Source organism: Mesorhizobium sp. 131-2-1 (genome assembly GCF_016756535.1).
Classification (GTDB): domain Bacteria; phylum Pseudomonadota; class Alphaproteobacteria; order Rhizobiales; family Rhizobiaceae; genus Mesorhizobium.
This window is the reverse complement of record NZ_AP023247.1, coordinates 2,024,487-2,041,473: the sequence shown is the minus strand read 5'-3', so window position 1 is coordinate 2,041,473 and position 16,987 is coordinate 2,024,487. Positions and strand designations below refer to the sequence as shown.

Here is a 16,987-nt window from a genome sequence, read left to right as displayed (position 1 = left end):
TACGCCCTTTCAGCGCCACGCGGGGAGCGGGCGCCGCCCTCCCATCGCAAAGCCGAAGATCGATGGGTCGATGCCTATTCTACGCTTGGCGATCAACACGGCAATGGAGGTCCAGGCGATGACCGTGCCGGCGATGCTGACGGCCGCGCCGATGGGCCCGAAGAAATAGGTGGTCACGGCGGTGGCGCCGAGCCCGAGCGCGTTGACGACGACCAGCACCTTGAACAGCGCATGCTGCAGACCGGTCAGTTGCAGCAGGACCTCGATCGGACCGCAAGCGGTGCCGAAGGCCGCGCCGATGCCGAAGATGACGAGCGTGGCGCGCATGGTCGGCGTGGCATAGGCCGGATTGAATAGCGACAGGATGAAGCCGCCCAGGATCCAGAATGCCGCGAGCACGCACAGCGCGATCGCGAAGCTGCCGAGCGCGGCGAGGCTGGTGATGCGCTGAACATGCGCCCTGTCGCCGCTGTAGAAGGCGCTGGAGATCTGCGGCGCAAGCGCCTGGTTGATGCCGTTGAGCGCAAGCGCCACGAAACGCGTCGTCCGGTCGGCGACGAAGATCGCGCCGGCGGCCTCGGGTCCGAGGATCATGGCCACAAGCAGCGTGCTGACCTGCCCGAGCGCCGGCGGCAGCGAGGTGACGCCCCACAGGCCAAGCGTCACCGTCTTGAATTCCTGCTTCTGCCCTTCCGTCAGGGGGCCACGCTCGGCGCGCGCCGTGTCGCGCACCAGGCGCACGGTTTGCGGCACGACCGAAAGGATGAGCAGCAGGGCGGTCAGCCAGGTCGCCTCGACCGCGCTCATCTCGACGCGCATGGAATGGCAGACGAAAAGGATGCCGATCGTCGCCGCGCGCCAGATGATATCGCGCGGCAGCAGGCCCGAGATCAGCGCGTTCTTGGCCCGGAAGGCGCCGGAGGTGAACTCCGACCAGCCGAGCGAGAAGGACAGCACCGCCGCGGCCAGGCACAGCGAGAACCATTCCGGCGTGCCCTTGCCGATGAACGGCAGGAACCCGACTAGGAGGATCAGCAGGCTGGAGCCGATAAGCCCCGCCAGCGCCACGAGAATGGCGCGCGCCATCATGCCGTGGGCGGAGTTGAGATCGCCGAGCCCGGCATATTGCGGCCAGAACCTGAGCACGGTGCTCTGTTGTCCTACGGAGGCGAAGAAGGACACCAGGCTGGCGCCGGCATAGGTCGCGCTGTAAAGGCCGAACTGCCGTCCGTCCATCACCATCGCGACGGCGACGAACATCAGGAAGGACAGGCCCGCGCTGGCGAGCTTGATGATGCCGGCCACCGCGCCGCTCTTGGCGAGCGCCACGATGGGCATGCGCATGCCGGCCGCGGGGCTGGCGCTCCCGGCCACGGCGTCGCGATCGGCTTGATTCTCACTCAACGTCGGCCCCTGTAGCAATCAACTGGCCTAACCCCCGCGGCAGGCGAGCCGACGCTGAAACCTGCCCCTGAATAGAGCAAAAGCCGGCAATCGCGCCAGCGCGAACGCTCTGCATGGTTACCGTTACCGCGAGATGAATCGCGTAAGCACCTCGGTAACCTTAACGAAAGGCTAACGTTAGTCCTGAATACTGGACCGTGTAGAGTGGTGTCGGGACGCCGCGGCTCTGCAGGGGAAAGGTAATGAAGCCAGCCAGGATCGACGATCGCGCTCTTCCGCCATTGTTCGATATCGGACCGTTGTGGACCATCCTTTGGGGGCGCCGCCTGCTGGTGCTTGCCATCACCGGCGCCGCGCTGCTTCTGGCGGTGCTCTACCTTGCCGTGACCAGCCCCAGCTACACCGCGACCGCTTCGATGCTGATCGACCCGCGCGATGCGCGCGGGACCAATTTCAACAACGTCCTCCCGGGCATCGGCTCCGACAGCGCCGCCATCGCGAGTCAGGTCTTCGTCATCGAATCGCAGGACCTGTTGGGCACCGTCTTCGAAAGCCAGAAGCTCCGGGACGATCCCGAATTCTCGTCTCGCGGCCTGATTTCGCGCATCACGTCCCTGTTCGGCGGAAGTGGCTCGCAGGATGCCGCCTTCCGGCGCTTCCAGAAGGCGGTGTCGGTCGAGCGCGAGGGGCTGACCTATGTGATCAACGTCTCCTTCACCTCGCAGTCGCCGGAGAAGGCCGCCCGCATCGCCAACGCCATCGTCGACCGCTACAAGGCGAGCCTCGCCGGCGAGCGGGAAACGGCCAATGACGATGTCAATTCCCTGCTCAACGACAGGATCAAGGGCCTGCAGAAGGACGTCAGCGACGCCGAGCGCGCCGTCGAGGATTTCAAATCGCAGCACAGGATCGTCGACCCGAACGATGGCGGCACGCTGCAATCGCAACTCGACCAGCTGACAACGCAGCTGATTGCCGCGCAGGGCGATGCCGACAAGGCCAAGGACAGATACAATCAGGCCCTGGCGGCGGGCACCTCCGCGGCCGGCCTGGCCAAGCTGTCGGAGATTCTCTCCTCCAACGCGGCCGCCAATCTGCGCGACGATTACAACCAGCGCGCCACCGAACTCGCCAATCTGGAAACCATGTACGGGCCCCGCCATCCGGCGATCGGACGGCTGAGGTCCGAACTGGACCGCATCAACCGGCTCATGGCCGGCGAGGCGATGCGGATCCGACAGCAGCTGAAGGCCAATTACGATCTCGCCGTCCAGAATGCCGGAAAGCTGCAGGACAAGCTCGACTCCCTGCGCCAGCAGTCCCAGGACTCGAGCCTGGCGCAGGTGCAGTTGCGGCAACTGGACTCGAGGGCTCAGGCCGCCCGCACTGTGCTCGACGACTTCCTGAAACGGGCGCAGGAAACATCGCAGCTGCAGGGCGTCCAGACGTCCGAGGCACGCACCATCAGCGCCGCCGCGCCGCCGCTGCAGCCAACCTGGCCAAAGCCGACCCTGCTGCTGCCGGTGAGTGTCTTTCTGGGCCTCATGGCCGGATGCGGTCTTGCTTTGACGCTCGGCCCCGTCCGCCGGCCGGAGGATGCCCCGCTTGGCCCGCTGCAGGAAGCCCCGCAGGCGGTCGAGCCGGGCAAGGACGGCGCGCAGGCCAGGTCGCGATCGCAGCCCGCGCCGGCCGATTTCGGCGAATACTGCTTGCCCGGAGTTGCCGGGGGCACGGCGCTCGCCAACATCAAGGCGATGAGAAAGTCGCTGTTTGAGACCGGCAACGAAGCGCTCTCGCTGGCCGTGCTGAGGCTGATGCGGCAGATACTCGAGCGCCTGAGCGACCACCCCAAACCCTTCGTGCTCCTGGTGTCCTCGATGCAAAGCAGCGCCGAGGCGCGGCTCGCGGGCGCGATGGTCGGGATCGGCCTGCAGCGAGCCGAGCAGAATGTGCTCGTGGTCGAGGTCGGAGACCTGCCGCATCGCGCGGGATACGGCTCCGGCATGTTCATCGACGGTGCCAGCGGCCTCCGCACGGTTGTGGCCGGTCGGGCCGCCGGGCAGGATCCGCTATCGCGCGATCGCAACGGCCTGCGCGGCATTCTGGCCGAGGCCGGCAATGCCTTCGATTTCGTGCTGGTGGTCGCCCCCTCCTTCAGCGAAGAAGATTGGGACCCGGAGCTCTTTGCCAAGGCCGATCTCACGCTGCTCGCGTTGAACCTATCCGAGAAGGCATCCGACGCGGCCGGGCTGATCGAACGCCATCTCGGGGCCGGCCAATTGGAACACAGCGCCACGCTGCTGATCGCGCAGGAGAGCGTCCAGCCTGGCAAGACCACCATGCAAGGCGTCCCGTCGAAGGCCGGCGACTGGCGCCGCGGCGCCATCGCGAGGAGCTGATCCGTGCGGGCGCTGGAGCAGGCATCGCCGGCGCTGTCGCGGCGGCGCGCGCTTGCGCTGACCGGCGGCGCCCTGCTGACCACCCTGCCCCTTTCCGTCGCCGCCACGCTGCCGGCGGCGAAGATGCGCTCCGTTCCCTCGCATGGCTTCAACCTTCCTGGATGGTTCGAGCGAGAGGGGGGAACCGCCCCTGCCCCAGCCGTGCTGGAGAAGCTCCGTCAGACGGGATTCGAAACGATCCGCCTGCCGGTGAATGGCGATCTCGTCGCGGACGGACACCAGGCGGCGTTGCGCGGCATTCAGCGTGGCGTGGCGGAGCTTGTCGGGTTGGGCTTCGCGGTCCTGGTCGACATGCATCCGTCAGGCGACCTGCACGCGGCTTTCCAGCGCGATCCGGCAAGCGCGGCCGAACGCGTGGTTCAAGCCTGGACGGCGCTCCGCGTCGTCATCGCCGACCTGCCGGAGGATTCAGTCTATCCGGAGCTGCTGAACGAACCGCCGATGGAGCGGCGCGATTGGCTCGCGCTGCGCGAACGGCTTGCAGGAACCTTGCGCGCCAGATGTCCGCTGCACACGCTGGTCTGGGGGCCGGCGCGCTTCCAGGGGATCTGGGAAATCGCCGACACGCCGCCGCTTGCTGACGACAGGCAGATTGCCGCCATCCACTACTACGCGCCGACGGCGTTCACGCATCAATGCGAGACGTGGGATCAATCGCCGCTCGCCCGCATCGCCAACCTGCCCTTTCCCGCGACGAAGGATGCGCCGCCGGTCCGTGCGCTTGTCGCCAAACTGCGCGCGACGGGCGACGAGGAGGCTGCTTCCCTTGTGGAGAAGGAACTCTCAAGCCCGTGGACCGAAGAGCGCATCGCGTCGGACTTCGCCGAGCTCGGACGCTGGTCGGGGATGCACGACTGCCCGGTCATGCTGAATGAATTCGGGGTGCTCAATTTCTGCGTCGATGCCGAAAGCCGCGTGCGCTGGGTCCGCGCCGTGCGCAGGGCGGCCGAGGCCAACCGGATCGGCTGGGCCTATTGGGAGCTCGACCAGGGCTTCGGCTTCATCGACAGCAGGCAGAGCGCGGAAGGATTCGACCGCTCGATGATCGCCGCCCTGCTGGACGGTGGCGGCGGGGACTGACCATGGACAGGGCGCGCAATATCAGGATGCCGATGCTTGCGAAGGTCAAGGCGAGCCGGCAATGAGCGTCACGGGAGCATATCCGCCGGTTGGGCTGGGCACACGCGGTGCGGAGGCGCCGCGCGACGACGCGCTGCTGCATGTCTGCGTGTCGCTCACCCTCGTCGCCTTGACGGTGTCCGCTTTTGCCGTCTGGACGCCGTTCGGCATCGCGGCGACGTTCCTGCTGACGCTGATCGTGGCGAACGCCATGCCAGCGGGCGTCCCCGTCCTGATCATCTGCGCCTTCCTCTACCAGAACCTCATCGTGACCTGGTACACCCCCTATATCCCCGACAACGATACGTTCGACGCGCTGCGCGGCACCAACTTCGTCATCCTGATGACCGCCTTCTGCATCTTCCTTGCCGCGTCGTTCCAGCATCGCGTGCGCGCGCTGATCGAATTGCGCCTCTGGCTGCTGTTGAGCATCGTGCTGTGCGCGACGATCTGTTTCTATCTTGTCCTGGGGATCGTGCACGGCCAGCCCAAGGACGCGGTCGTCTATTTCCGCAACACGATCACGCCGCTTGCCTGCTTCCACATCGCAGTGCTTGCCGCCAGCCTCTATCCGGTCGATCTGCGCAAGAGCATGTTCTGGCTCGGCGCCGGCGCCATCATCTACGGCTATGTAGAGCTGACCTTCACGATGGATTTCCTCAGCCTCTTCCATGGCGACATGTACATCCAGCGCAACATCGCGCGGCAGATCGAGACCGGTGTCTGGGAGAAGTCGCTCAAGGAAACGGGCTTCGTCTTCCGCAGCCTTCAGGATGTGATGACGACGACCTTCTTCAACACGCCGTTCTTCAACGACATCCTGCCCAGCGTCTTCCGCATCGGCGGCCCGAATTTCCATTCGATCAGCTACGCCTACGCGCTCAGCATCATATCGTCCTGGCTCCTGTTCAGGGGCCGCTGGCTGCTGCCCATCGCCGCCCTGCCGCTGCTCCTCGTCATCGGCTCCAAGGGCGCCACGTTCCTTTTGCTCATCGCGCTCGCCATGCGCATCATCTACCGCCCTTCGCGCACCCGCCTGACACTTGCAGCCGCCCTGGCTCTGGCAGCAGTCTGGACGACCGCCGCGATCGCCTATGGCGCCACGCATGGCGACTACCACGTGCTTGGCCTGACGGCCGGCCTGCGCGACTTCCTGGCCAACCCGCTCGGGCAAGGATTGGGGTTCGGCGGCAACCTGTCGAGCACCAGCCTCAACCTCAGTTGGGCGACCGCCCAGGCCGAGGGCGTCGCCTCCGTCCCCGTCGAGAGCGCGGTCGGCGTCATGCTCTACCAGATGGGGGTGGGCAGCTTCGTCTTCTTCGGCTTCCTGGCAGCGCTCGCGGTGGCCGCCCGGCGGCAGCTAATCGAGACCGGCAACCCGGATTTCCTGTTCGGCTTCGTCGGCATCGTCACCATCTCGGCCAATGCCGTGCTGCAGGAAGAGGCGTTCTACTCTCCGCTCGCGCTCAGCTTCTGCCTGCTGCTTGTCGGCGTCTCGCTCGGAACGCGCTGGCGCGAGGTGGCGTCCGCCCGGACCGGCCCGCAGGGGTGATTTCAGGAGCGCGCCGGCAAGCAGACTGACGGCATCACCGGTGCCCGCCTGGCTTAGGGACCGAAAATCACCAGTTCGGTGAATGTCAGATCCCCGGGCGACGGCGGTTTCGGGCCTTTGAAATATTTCAGCCCCTTGTTCGCGAAGTAGCGGCCGAACAGGCCTGGGATCGGTCCGTTTGCATCGGCGAGGCAAAGCAGGATTCCGCGTCGCAACAGGATGCGTCCCACCGCGCCGGCGCAGCGGCTCAAATCCGCGAGCGAACGGCAATAGACGATTTGGGCGCACGGGATGAGGCCGTGCAGGATGCGGCGCGGCATCAGCACCAGAGGATACGCCGCTCCGTCGCGAATGCAGATGAACGAGAGGCAGCCCAATGCGGCATGGTCCTCGAGGATGGATCTCTCGCTGTCCGACAGCATCGCCATTTCGGAGAGGTCCGAGCGGACCTCGAGCACGCGGCATGACGGCTGCGGCGAACTCAAGGCGGGCAGGAAGGCGAACTGGCCACTGGCGAAGAGGCGAAAGCCGAGCGCCTTGTTGGCGTTCAACGTCGTAGGCGCCGGCGAAATGTTCGTGTAGGTCACGTCCCTTCGCCTGAGGACCGGCCAGATCAGCTTCATGGCATAAGGGCGGAATGCCTTGTCCACGGACCAGCTTGAGATGTTGCAGCGGATTTCGTCACCCTCGCGCCCCGGGTAGCGGGAATAGAGGGTGAGCGCGACCCCGACGATCCGGCCGGAACTCTCCAAGGCGAAGCCGTATCGCGGACAGTCGTCGATGGCGGGCCGCTGCGACAGACGGGTCAGCGCATGTATCCAGTATTTGCGGCGACGCATCGGAAAGCCCCTGCGGAGGCAGTCGATCACGCCATCCCAATCATCATCGCGAATCGGTCGGCAGCTGAGATCGGAGGGAAGAGCGGCAGGAACGGCCATGCTCGACTCGAGAATACTACAAACTAACTGGATAGCTTGACGCTCGTACTTATGCTACTTGCCAAAAATTAACAATCTCTGCGCCTTTGAAGCTACTTCTGTAGTCGTTTCTGAAATACAACCTTTCACAACCATCGGCTTCCCGCTAGTGCAAGGAGACGGTCCAGCGCCAATTCGTTCGACGAACCCGCCGCCCGCCAGGCTGAAACGCCGCGCCTTTTCGCGTCGCCGCCGGCGGCTCCTCAGAGTCCGAGGCCTTGGCCATAGCGCGCCGGCGCCCGCTATTGCGAAGCCCCTTGCTTCGGATATTCGAGCTGCATGGCGACGAAATCCGTCGTGTCGGTTCCGTAGCGGTCGGCGATGTTCCGGAGCGTCCGGTCCAGCGCCTCGGCCGGCGGCTGCCGGTCGAAGCCGGCGATGAGCTGCTGCACAGGCCAACTTACGGCGACCTGATCCGGCAGGAGGCGGATGCCGCCGCGACTCTCGACGGGGCCAGCCGTTCCTGAAAGCATCACGGCGCGCGAACGGTAGGTGCGCGACCACGCATCCGCGACAAGGGCGAGCGACACCTCGTCCATGCCCGGCGTCAGTTCCAGCCCCAGTTGCTCCCAATCCCAGAAAGCGAGCGTGTTGCGGATCGCCGTCAACGCGAAGGGGCGCGTGAACCTGAAGGCGTTGCTGGCATGGCGCGCATCCCAGCCGGTCAGCCCAAGGTCGTGCGCGACGGCTTCGGCTTTTGCCCGCCCGGCTATCGCCTCGATCAAGGTCAGCATCATCGGCATCGACGCCGTGATACCCGTCGTCGTTGCCACACCCCGGTCGACCACGAAGCGCCGGTCGGCGACATAGCGGATCGAGGGATGCCGGTCGCGAAGCTCGCCCACGGAATACCAGTGCGTGGTCGCCCTTTTGCCGTCGAGCAACCCGCTGGCGCCGACCACCTTGGCTCCGGCGCAGACGCCGACGACGATGGCTCCCTTGGCCGATTGGCTCCTTAGCCATTCGAGGACGACCGGATCGTCGTCCCGGCTCATAGCCGGAACGATGACGTAGTCGGCGCCTTGCGGATGCCGTGCATCGAACTGCGCCACCGTCGCGTCCGGCTCGACCTTGAGCACGGGAAAGAGCGTCACCGGGCCTGGCTGGGTCGCCACCGCCATCACATCGGCGACGTCGGCGCGCTTCAGAATGCCGTATGGCATGAGATAGTCGGTGGTTTCTGTGGCGTCGTTGATGCCGATGATGGCGACCAGCGGCCGCTGCCGCTTCGGCTTCAGCGCCGCTATCGTGGCATCCGCCTCCTGCCTGTCGATCGCCGGTGCGGCGATGGCTTCGGGCGCTGGCGGCAGCGACAACAGCCACCCCGCGCCAAGAGCCAGGAAAAGCAGGACGATACCCAGCGCGCCCCACAAGACATCCCGCAAGCGCATTGTGGATCCTCTGCTCGATCGAAGGGATTGACCGGGAGTGTAGAGGCGCTAGGCTTTGGCCGAAATGACATAAATCGTGCGAAAACTGCCATGCAACGAACAGTCGCTATCGTCATCCATCCGGGTTTCCAGTTGCTGGATGCCGCAGGGCCGACAGCCGCCTTCGAGATCGCCGGGCGTTTCTCCCCCGGGAGCTACGAGCTGACGATGCTGGCGCCCGGCGGCGGTGAGATCGAAAGCTCGTCGGGCGTCAGCCTCACTGCGGCGCCTCTGCGCGACGAGCGCTTCGACACGGTCATCATTTCCGGCGGCGAGATCGTGCGCTCCCTGGCGGCGGCCGAACAGATCGCCGCATGGCTGAAGCGCGTCGGCGCGCGGCGAATCGCCAGCGTCTGCTCGGGCGCCTACCTGCTTGCGGAAGCAGGCCTGCTCGACGGTCGCCGCGCCACGACGCACTGGGCGAGCACGGACGATTTCGCCCGCCGCTATCCGCGGATCAAAGTCGATGCCGACCGCATCTTCGTCCACGATGGCGACGTCTGGACCTCGGCCGGCATTTCCGCCGGCATCGACCTCGCGCTCGCCCTCATCGAGGACGATCTCGGCGCGGACGTCGCGCGGCGCACGGCGCAGCAGCTCGTCGTCCACCAGCGCAGATCCGGCCAGTCGCAGTTTTCCTCGCTGGTCGAGCTCGGCGGGCGAACCGGCCGCTTCGCCGATTTGATCGAGTGGATGCGCGACCATCTCGCCGAGCCGCTGACAGTCGAGGTCCTCGCCGACCGCGCCGCCATGAGCCCGCGCCACTTCGCCCGCGCTTTCGCTGCCGAAACGGGAACCACGCCCGCCAAGGCCGTGGAGCGGCTACGCCTAGAAACCGCCCGCACTGCGGTGGAGACGAGTTCCGCTTCGCTGGACCGCATCGCCGCCGCCACCGGCTTTGGCGACCCTGGCCGCATGCGCCGCGCCTTCATGCGCGGCTTCGGCCAGCCGCCGCAGGCGCTGCGGCGCTCGGCACGGCGATGAAGTCGCTCCGCGTCAGCCCAGCTCCAGCGTGGTTATTCCGAACACCCTGGCTTGCGCGTTCGCAGGCGCGCCACCCCGATACATCCGGGTCGTGCTGAAGCCGGGCGACAGGCCGGCGGCCCGAAGTGCCGCGACGAAACCGCTGTTGGCGGCCGGCACGTCGATGTGCAGCGTGCCCGTCATCCGGTTGGCCAGCGCCGCCAGCAGCCGCAGCGCGGTCTCCGTGTCGTCGGCGAACAGCGGCCCGACCTTGAAACCTTCCCGGCACTGCCGCGCCACGCCGTAGCCGCAAATCCGGCTGGCTTTCACGGCCAGCAAGGCAACGCGCGGCGGCTGCAGCCATCCTTCGAGGAAAGCCGGCCGGGGCGCCGGGAAGCAGGCGCGGTCATATGTCAGGATCTCGGCGGCCAGATCCGGCGTCAGGCGCCGGATGTCGCCACCGCCGGTCAGGCCCGTGGCGTGGCCGCTGTAGCGGAGGGTCTCATAGACAGACGCAAACCCCATGCGCCGGTAATTGGCCTGTTGCTCGACGACGCCGTCGAGGCCGATCACGCGGTCGCCGAGCCGCGCCATGCCGGCATCCCAGACCGCCTTGCCATGCCCCTCGCCGCGCCTGTCGGGCCGGCAGATGTAGAGGCCGATGAAGCCGAAGCCATCACCATAGGCAACGGCCGAAATGCCGGCCACCATTTCGCCGTCGACGAAGGCGCCGATGAACCCTTCGGGGTCGGCCGCGCGGAACACGGCCGCATCGCCAAGGCCCGGATTCCAGCCCTCGCCCGCGGCCCAGTCGACAAGCATTTCCACCTCTTGCGAGGCGAGCACGCGGATTGTTCTTGGCATCGTATCACTCGGCGGCGATGGCACCCGGGGCGAAGGACTCCAACACGCCACGATAGGGCTTTGCCAGCGGGTTTGCATAGGCGCCGCGTTTGGATGTCGACAGGCCGAGCGCAACCAGCGCCTCGGCCTGCTTGACCGCGGCGCCGACGCCGTCGATGACCGGCAGGCCGAAATCCCGTTGCAGCTCGGTGGCGAGATCGGCCATGCCGGCACAGCCGAGCACGATCGCCTCGGCGCGATCCTGCTCGATGGCCCGCGCGATCTCGTCGCGCAGCTTGACAATGGCGCCCGATGCCGGGTCTTCCAGCGCCAGGACCGGAATGTCGGCGGCGCGCACGCGAGCCCGCGCAGCCATGCCGTACCGCCGCACCAGCTCCTCGACAGGCACGCGCGAGCGTTCGGTGGTGGTCACCACGCTGAAGCGCTGGGCAATGAGGGAGGCGAGGCTGAGCGCCGCCTCGCAGATGCCAATGACCGGGATGTTGGCCATCGCGCGCGCCGCGTCGAGCCCGGTGTCGTCGAAGCAGGCGATGATCGCCGCCCGCGCGCCGGCGCGCTCGCCGGCGGCAATCTCGACCAGCAGGCCGGGCACGGCAAGCGCCTCGTCATAGTAGCCTTCGATCGACACCGGTCCCATCGACGAGGTGACGGCAATGATCTCCGTCGAGGCGCCGGCGACCGAGCGGGCGGCCACCGCGATGGTTGCGGTCATGCTGGCGGTCGTGTTCGGGTTCACCACAAGGATCTGCACGGCGGCTCCGTTCAGGCTCGCGCCCGGCGGCGGCCGACATAGGCGATCGCACCGAGCGTCGCCAGGATCACCAGGAAGGAGAACACTGTTGTCACCGTGCCCAGCGCGTAGAGCACCGGCGTCGTCACATTGGTCGTCATGCCGTAGATCTCGAGCGGCAGCGTGTTGAAGGTCCCTGACGTCATCAGCGTGCGGGCGAACTCGTCATAGGAGAGCGTGAAGCCGAACAGGCCGACGCCGATCAGGCTGGGCGCGATCATCGGCAGCACGACATGCGCGAAGGTCTGCCAGGAGGTGGCGCCGAGATCCCGCGCGGCTTCCTCATAGGCCGGCGAGAACCGGTTGAAGACGGCGAACATGATCAGCACGCCGAACGGCAAGGTCCAGGTCAGGTGCGCGCCGAAGGCCGACGTGTACCAGGCGGGATGAAAGCTGATCTGCTGGAAGACGACACCGATGCCGAGGCTGATGATGATCGACGGCACGACAAGGCTGGCGACGGCGAGATAGAACAGTGCCGTGGCGCCACGGAACTTGCGGCGGAAGGCAAGCCCGGCGAGCAGCGAGACGATGACGGTCACCACCATCACCATCAGGCCGAGCGTCAGCGAGCGCCTGAAGCTGCCGCCGAAATCGCCAACCGCCTGCTTCTCGAACAGGTTGGCGAACCAGTGCAGCGAAACGCCGTTGAGCGGAAAGGTCAGCCCGCCGTTCTCGCCCTGGAAGGACAGGATCAGGATCGCCGACAGCGGACCGTAGAGGAACAGCACGAACAGCGCGAAGAACGCCGCCAGCACGTAGAATTCGAGAGTGCGCTTTTCGCGGTTCATCGCCTCACAGCTCCTTGCGGATGTCGACGATGCGCAGGATGCCGGCGACCATCAGCAGCACCAGCACCAGAAGCACCACCGCATTGGCGGCGGCCGCCGGATATTGCAGCAGCGACATCTGGTTCTTCATCATCAGGGCGACCGAGGCGCTTTGCCCGCCCGACATCACCTGCACCGTCGAGAAATCGGCCATCACCAGCGTGACGACGAAGATGGTGCCGATCGCCATGCCGGGCTTGGCCAGCGGGATGACGACGTTCCACAGGATCTGCCAGCCGGAAGCGCCGGCGTCGCGCGCGGCCTCGAACAGCGAGCGGTCGATGCGCATCAGCGTGTTGAAGATCGGCGTCACCATGAACAGTGTGTAGAGATGCACCATCGCGAGCACGACGGCGAATTCGGAGTAGAGCAGCCATTCGATCGGCTTCGGCACCAGCCCCAGATGCACCAGCGTCGAGTTGACCAGCCCGTTGCGGCCGAGCACCGGGATCCACGAGATCATGCGGATGATGTTGGAGGTCAGGAACGGCACGGTGCAGACCAGGAACAGCACCATCTGCATGGCAGTGGTGCGGATGTGGAAGGCGAGGAAATAGGCGACCCAGAAGCCGATGAAGAGCGTCAGCGCCCAGACGATGGCCGCGTATTTCAACGTGTTGAGATAGGTCTTCCAGGTGACCCAGGAACCCAGCACGTCGGAATAGTTGGTGGTCAGGAAATCCGGATACATCGCCGCGAAATCGTAGTCCCAGAAGCTGACGACGACGATCATCAGGATCGGCAGCAGCAGGAACGCTCCCAGGATCAGGGCAAGCGGCGTCGCCTGCAGATAGGGCGTGATCGCGCCGATCGAGAACCGACGGCGCCTGGCGGGCTTGGCCGCGGCCATTGCAGGGCGTTCGAACGCGACTGTCATCAATGTTCCCGGTGCAGGTTCGCGATGCGGGCGGAGCGGCGTTTCCTTCTCCCCTGCGGGAGAAGGTGGATTGGCGCGAAGCGCCAAGACGGATGAGGGGTGTTGGAAGAAACTCAGCGTTGGCGATCCGTCCAACACCCCTCATCCGACCGAGCTTCGCTCGGCCACCTTCTCCCACAAGGGGAGAAGGGGCGGAGTTTGAATTCACGCCGCGATGAACTCGTTCCAGCGCTTCACCATGTAGCGGTCCTCGTCCATGACCGAGTTCCAGCAGGCGACCTTGCCCATGCGCTCTTCGAACGAGCCGCCGTCGCGCACCGCGCCCGCCTTCTCCATCACCTTGCCGTCCGGCGACAGGATGTCGCCCTTGGCCGGCTTGCCTTCGATCCAGTAGCCCCACTCGTCCTCGGACATGAATTTCTTGGCCGACACCATGTTGGCCGAGTAGTAGCCCTGGCGGTTGAGATAGCCGCCGACCCAGCCGGACGTGTACCAGTTGATGTATTCGTAGGCCGCGTCGAGCTCGGCGCCTTTGAGATGCGCGGCAAGGCCGAGGCCGCCGCCCCACGAACGATAGCCTTCCTTGAGCGGCTGGAACCGGCAGGCAATGCCCTTGGAGCGGACCGCGGCGACAGCCGGCGACCACATCGACTGGATCACCACTTCGCCGGACGCCATCAGATTGACGCTCTCGTCGAAGGACTTCCAGAAGGCGCGGAACTGGCCGGCCTGCTTGGCCTTGATCAGGAAGTCGATCGTCTTGTCGATCTCCTCCTTGGTCATGTTGCCCTTGTCGGCGTATTTGATGTTGCCGGTGGCCTCCATGATCATCGCCGCATCCATGATGCCGATCGACGGGATGTTGAGGATCGCGGTCTTGCCCTTGAAGGCCGGGTCCATGATGTCGGCCCAGGTGGTGATGTCGCGGCCGACGAGATCGGGGCGTATGCCAAGCGTGTCGGCGTTGTAGATCGTCGGCACCATGGTGAACCAGTTGGTCGGCGCCTTGGCGAAGACCTTGCTGTCCTGTGCCTCGACATAGCCGACCGTGTGCGGCGCCGTGCCCTGCGCAATCACACTGTCCGGCGTCAGTTTGCCGGTTTTGAACAGCGGCACCAGTTCGTCGTAATATTTCAGCTTGCTGACGTCCATCGGCTGCAGCACGCCGGTGGGGAACACCTTCTTGCAGATCCAGTATTCGATGTCGGCGATGTCGTAGCTGTCGGGCTGCGTCACCGCGCGCTGCGCGGCGGCATCGGAATCGGTCGCCGTCATCTCCAGCGTGATGCCGAGATCCGCCTTGCACTTCTCGGCGATGGCATTGAGGTTCGACACGCCGGTGCCGAACTGGCGCAGCGTGATGTTCGACTGCGCCCAGATGGTCGGAAAGCCGGTGATGGCGCCGGAGCCGGCGGCAAGGCCGACCGCCGCCGCACCCGTCTTGAGCAGCGAGCGGCGGGAGATGCCTGTCTTCTTGTCGGTGATGTTGGTCATTGTCAGTTCCCCTTTTTTGGTTTGGTTGTGATGGTTCAGGAATCGAGGCGACCGAGGATGATCGCATCCTCGGCGTCCCAGGCGATCGGCACCGCATCGCCGACGGCGACCGGCCTGGCAAAAAAGCCCTCGTCATCGAGGATTACGGTGAAATCCTCGATGCCGGCGCCGTTGACCGAGAGCTTCACGGTCGCGCCGCGATACTCGATGTTGGAGACGATGCCGCTGAAGCCGAGCCCGACCGCCGGCGCCTCGCCGATGCGCACATGGTCGGTGCGGATGGCGATGTCGATCGGCTCGCCTGGTTCTCGGCCCTGCCCGCTCGCGGCGAGCGAGACGCCGCCCGGCACATCGAAGAGAATCATGCCGTCGCGGCTGCCGCTGACGCGGCCGGAGACGACATTGTGGTCGCCCATGAAGCGAGCGACGAAAGCGGTCGCCGGCCGTTCGAAGACGGTGCGCGGCGGCGCCGCCTGCTCGATGCGCCCGTCGTTCATCACCACGATCAGGTCGGCCAGCGCCATCGCTTCCTCCTGGCTGTGGGTGACGTGGACGAAAGTGATGCCGAGCGACGTCTGCAGCTTCTTCAGCTCCGCCCGCATGCGGATCTTGAGGAACGGATCGAGCGCCGAAAGCGGCTCGTCGAGCAGCAGCGCCTCGGGGTCGGTGATCAGCGCGCGCGCCAGCGCCACGCGCTGCTGCTGCCCGCCTGAAAGCTGCGCCGGACGGCGGCCCGCATAGGCTTCCATCTGCATCAGCTTCAGCATGTCGAGCGCCTTGGCGTGGCGCTCCTCCTTGCCGACGCCCTTCATCTTCAGGCTGAAGGCGACGTTGTCGACGAGGTCGAGATGCGGAAACAGCGCGTAGGACTGGAACATCATGGCGGTGCCGCGCTTGGCCGGCGGCAGGTCGGTGACGACGGTGTTGCCGAGCCGCACGTCACCGCTGGAGATGCTCTCGTGCCCGGCGATCATGCGAAGCGTCGAAGTCTTGCCGCAGCCGGACGGACCGAGCAGGCAGCAATAGGTGCCGGCCGGAATCTTGAGACTGATATCCTCGACGGCGGTGGTTGCGCCATAGACTTTCGAAACGGACACGATGTCGATCTCGGCGGCTTTGGACATCCGGGCTCCTCTTTGCTCGGATTAACCAAAGCATCATGCGTGCCAGTTGCCCGCAGCTACCCTCAAGCGATTGAATCCTCGGGCGAATCGGCGGCCTAGCCCTGCGCCCACCAAAGCGGCATTCTTGTGCGATGCACAAATTATGGGCGATTGTCTGCGATGTCAGCAGAAATCGTATGCAATCTTTTCTACTATTGCGTTCACTTTGGCTCTCGTGCAGGCGGCCCGATTCAGGCTACAAGAGTTGGGGACCTTGCCGCCATGAACATCGCCGATCAGACCTTCCCAGCCGCCGACAACGCCAACGAGGATCGCGCCCAGGCGATCCGCGACCAGTTGCGGGATGCCATCGTCGACCGCCGGCTAGCGCCTGGAACGAAACTGTCCGAGGGCGAGGTTGGCACCCTGTTCGATGTCAGCCGCACCGTCGCGCGTGCGGCTCTGCAGATGCTTTCCTTCGAAGGCCTTGTGCGCACCGAGCGCAATCGCGGCGCCTTCGTCGCCAATCCCTCGCCGGAGGAGGCACGCCAGGTCTTTGCCTCGCGCCGGCTGATCGAGCCTGGCATCGCGGTCGCCGCCGCCGGGCGCATGACGCCAGCCGACGTCGCCGCCTTCAAGACGCAGTTGGAGGAAGAGGGCCGCTTCATCGCCGAGCGCGGGCCGAGCGCAAGGCGTTCCGAGATCAAGGCCTCCGGCGATTTCCACCTGCTGCTGGCCTCGGTGGCCGGCAACGTCATCCTGCAGCGCTTCATGGAAGAACTGGTCGCGCGCTCCTCGCTGGTGATCGCGCTCTATGGCCGCTCCGGCATTTCGAGCTGCGGCCACAATGAGCATCTGCAGATCCTGGAGGCGTTGGAAAGCGGCAATGCCGAACGCGCCAGCGCGCTGATGCTGCACCACATCGACCACATCGAGGCCGATCTCGACCTGCGCCTCAGGAGCGGCCCGGCGCTGCGGCAGGCCCTCGAGTTCTGATGATCGGCCCGATCCGGCGGGCGCCGTTGCTTGTTTCAATCTGGGCCCGGGAAGGCGCTCCCCGCCAACTCTTATGGGGGAGGGGTTTTGCGAACGCTTGCAAAGAGTTAGCGAGGCAATGGCCATGGC

Annotated in this window: 14 protein-coding genes; 5 read left to right on the top strand and 9 right to left on the bottom strand. The window is 65.7% G+C overall.

Annotated features, from left to right (window positions below; all coding sequences use genetic code 11):
* Nucleotides 1-9: 9 nt before the first annotated feature.
* Nucleotides 10-1,404, bottom strand: a complete 1,395-nt coding sequence (locus JG743_RS10005) for a lipopolysaccharide biosynthesis protein (RefSeq protein ID WP_244673096.1) — start codon at nucleotides 1,402-1,404, stop codon at nucleotides 10-12.
* Between the two features lie 242 nt (nucleotides 1,405-1,646).
* Here JG743_RS10005 and JG743_RS10000 point away from each other — a divergent pair, with 242 nt between their 5' ends.
* The 3 genes from JG743_RS10000 (at nucleotide 1,647) to JG743_RS09990 (ending at nucleotide 6,534) form a co-directional block, all read left to right on the top strand.
* The gene (locus JG743_RS10000; protein ID WP_202300039.1) at nucleotides 1,647-3,803 is read left to right on the top strand and encodes a GumC family protein; all 2,157 of its coding nucleotides are present in this window, start codon (nucleotides 1,647-1,649) and stop codon (nucleotides 3,801-3,803) included.
* Nucleotides 3,804-3,806: 3 nt separating this feature from the next.
* The gene (locus tag JG743_RS09995; RefSeq protein ID WP_202300038.1) at nucleotides 3,807-4,943 is read left to right on the top strand and encodes a glycoside hydrolase family 5 protein; all 1,137 of its coding nucleotides are present in this window, start codon (nucleotides 3,807-3,809) and stop codon (nucleotides 4,941-4,943) included.
* Nucleotides 4,944-5,004: 61 nt separating this feature from the next.
* On the top strand, nucleotides 5,005-6,534 hold the full coding sequence (locus tag JG743_RS09990) for a hypothetical protein (RefSeq protein ID WP_202300037.1): 1,530 nt from the start codon (nucleotides 5,005-5,007) through the stop codon (nucleotides 6,532-6,534).
* Nucleotides 6,535-6,587: 53 nt separating this feature from the next.
* Here the strand turns inward: JG743_RS09990 and JG743_RS09985 are convergent, their stop codons facing one another.
* Nucleotides 6,588-7,472: a hypothetical protein gene (locus JG743_RS09985; protein ID WP_244673095.1), complete on the bottom strand. Its 885-nt coding sequence runs from the start codon at nucleotides 7,470-7,472 to the stop codon at nucleotides 6,588-6,590.
* A gap of 281 nt (nucleotides 7,473-7,753) precedes the next feature.
* Entirely contained in the window at nucleotides 7,754-8,902 is a 1,149-nt protein-coding gene (locus tag JG743_RS09980) for a DJ-1/PfpI family protein (protein ID WP_202300036.1), read from the bottom strand.
* A 90-nt stretch (nucleotides 8,903-8,992) separates the two neighbouring features.
* On the opposite strand from JG743_RS09980, the gene JG743_RS09975 reads away from it, so the two are divergent.
* The gene (locus JG743_RS09975; RefSeq protein ID WP_202300035.1) at nucleotides 8,993-9,925 is read left to right on the top strand and encodes a GlxA family transcriptional regulator; all 933 of its coding nucleotides are present in this window, start codon (nucleotides 8,993-8,995) and stop codon (nucleotides 9,923-9,925) included.
* Nucleotides 9,926-9,937: 12 nt separating this feature from the next.
* Here the strand turns inward: JG743_RS09975 and JG743_RS09970 are convergent, their stop codons facing one another.
* The 6 genes from JG743_RS09970 to JG743_RS09945 all read right to left on the bottom strand — a co-directional run bounded on the left by JG743_RS09970 (nucleotide 9,938) and on the right by JG743_RS09945 (nucleotide 15,883).
* On the bottom strand, nucleotides 9,938-10,768 hold the full coding sequence (locus JG743_RS09970) for a GNAT family N-acetyltransferase (protein WP_202300034.1): 831 nt from the start codon (nucleotides 10,766-10,768) through the stop codon (nucleotides 9,938-9,940).
* A 4-nt stretch (nucleotides 10,769-10,772) separates the two neighbouring features.
* Nucleotides 10,773-11,519, bottom strand: coding sequence for an aspartate/glutamate racemase family protein (locus JG743_RS09965; protein ID WP_202300033.1), 747 nt, complete (start codon nucleotides 11,517-11,519; stop codon nucleotides 10,773-10,775).
* Between the two features lie 11 nt (nucleotides 11,520-11,530).
* Complete coding sequence (locus tag JG743_RS09960; RefSeq protein WP_202300032.1) at nucleotides 11,531-12,349, bottom strand: ABC transporter permease; 819 nt, start codon at nucleotides 12,347-12,349, stop codon at nucleotides 11,531-11,533.
* Nucleotides 12,350-12,353: 4 nt separating this feature from the next.
* Nucleotides 12,354-13,238, bottom strand: a complete 885-nt coding sequence (locus tag JG743_RS09955) for an ABC transporter permease (RefSeq protein ID WP_244673182.1) — start codon at nucleotides 13,236-13,238, stop codon at nucleotides 12,354-12,356.
* A gap of 231 nt (nucleotides 13,239-13,469) precedes the next feature.
* Nucleotides 13,470-14,759 carry an ABC transporter substrate-binding protein gene (locus JG743_RS09950; protein WP_202300030.1) on the bottom strand — a complete coding sequence of 430 codons (1,290 nt, stop codon included), beginning with the start codon at nucleotides 14,757-14,759 and terminating at the stop codon, nucleotides 13,470-13,472.
* A gap of 35 nt (nucleotides 14,760-14,794) precedes the next feature.
* Nucleotides 14,795-15,883 carry an ABC transporter ATP-binding protein gene (locus JG743_RS09945; protein ID WP_202300029.1) on the bottom strand — a complete coding sequence of 363 codons (1,089 nt, stop codon included), beginning with the start codon at nucleotides 15,881-15,883 and terminating at the stop codon, nucleotides 14,795-14,797.
* A 261-nt stretch (nucleotides 15,884-16,144) separates the two neighbouring features.
* Here JG743_RS09945 and JG743_RS09940 point away from each other — a divergent pair, with 261 nt between their 5' ends.
* Entirely contained in the window at nucleotides 16,145-16,858 is a 714-nt protein-coding gene (locus tag JG743_RS09940) for a GntR family transcriptional regulator (protein WP_202300028.1), read from the top strand.
* Nucleotides 16,859-16,987 lie beyond the last annotated feature (129 nt).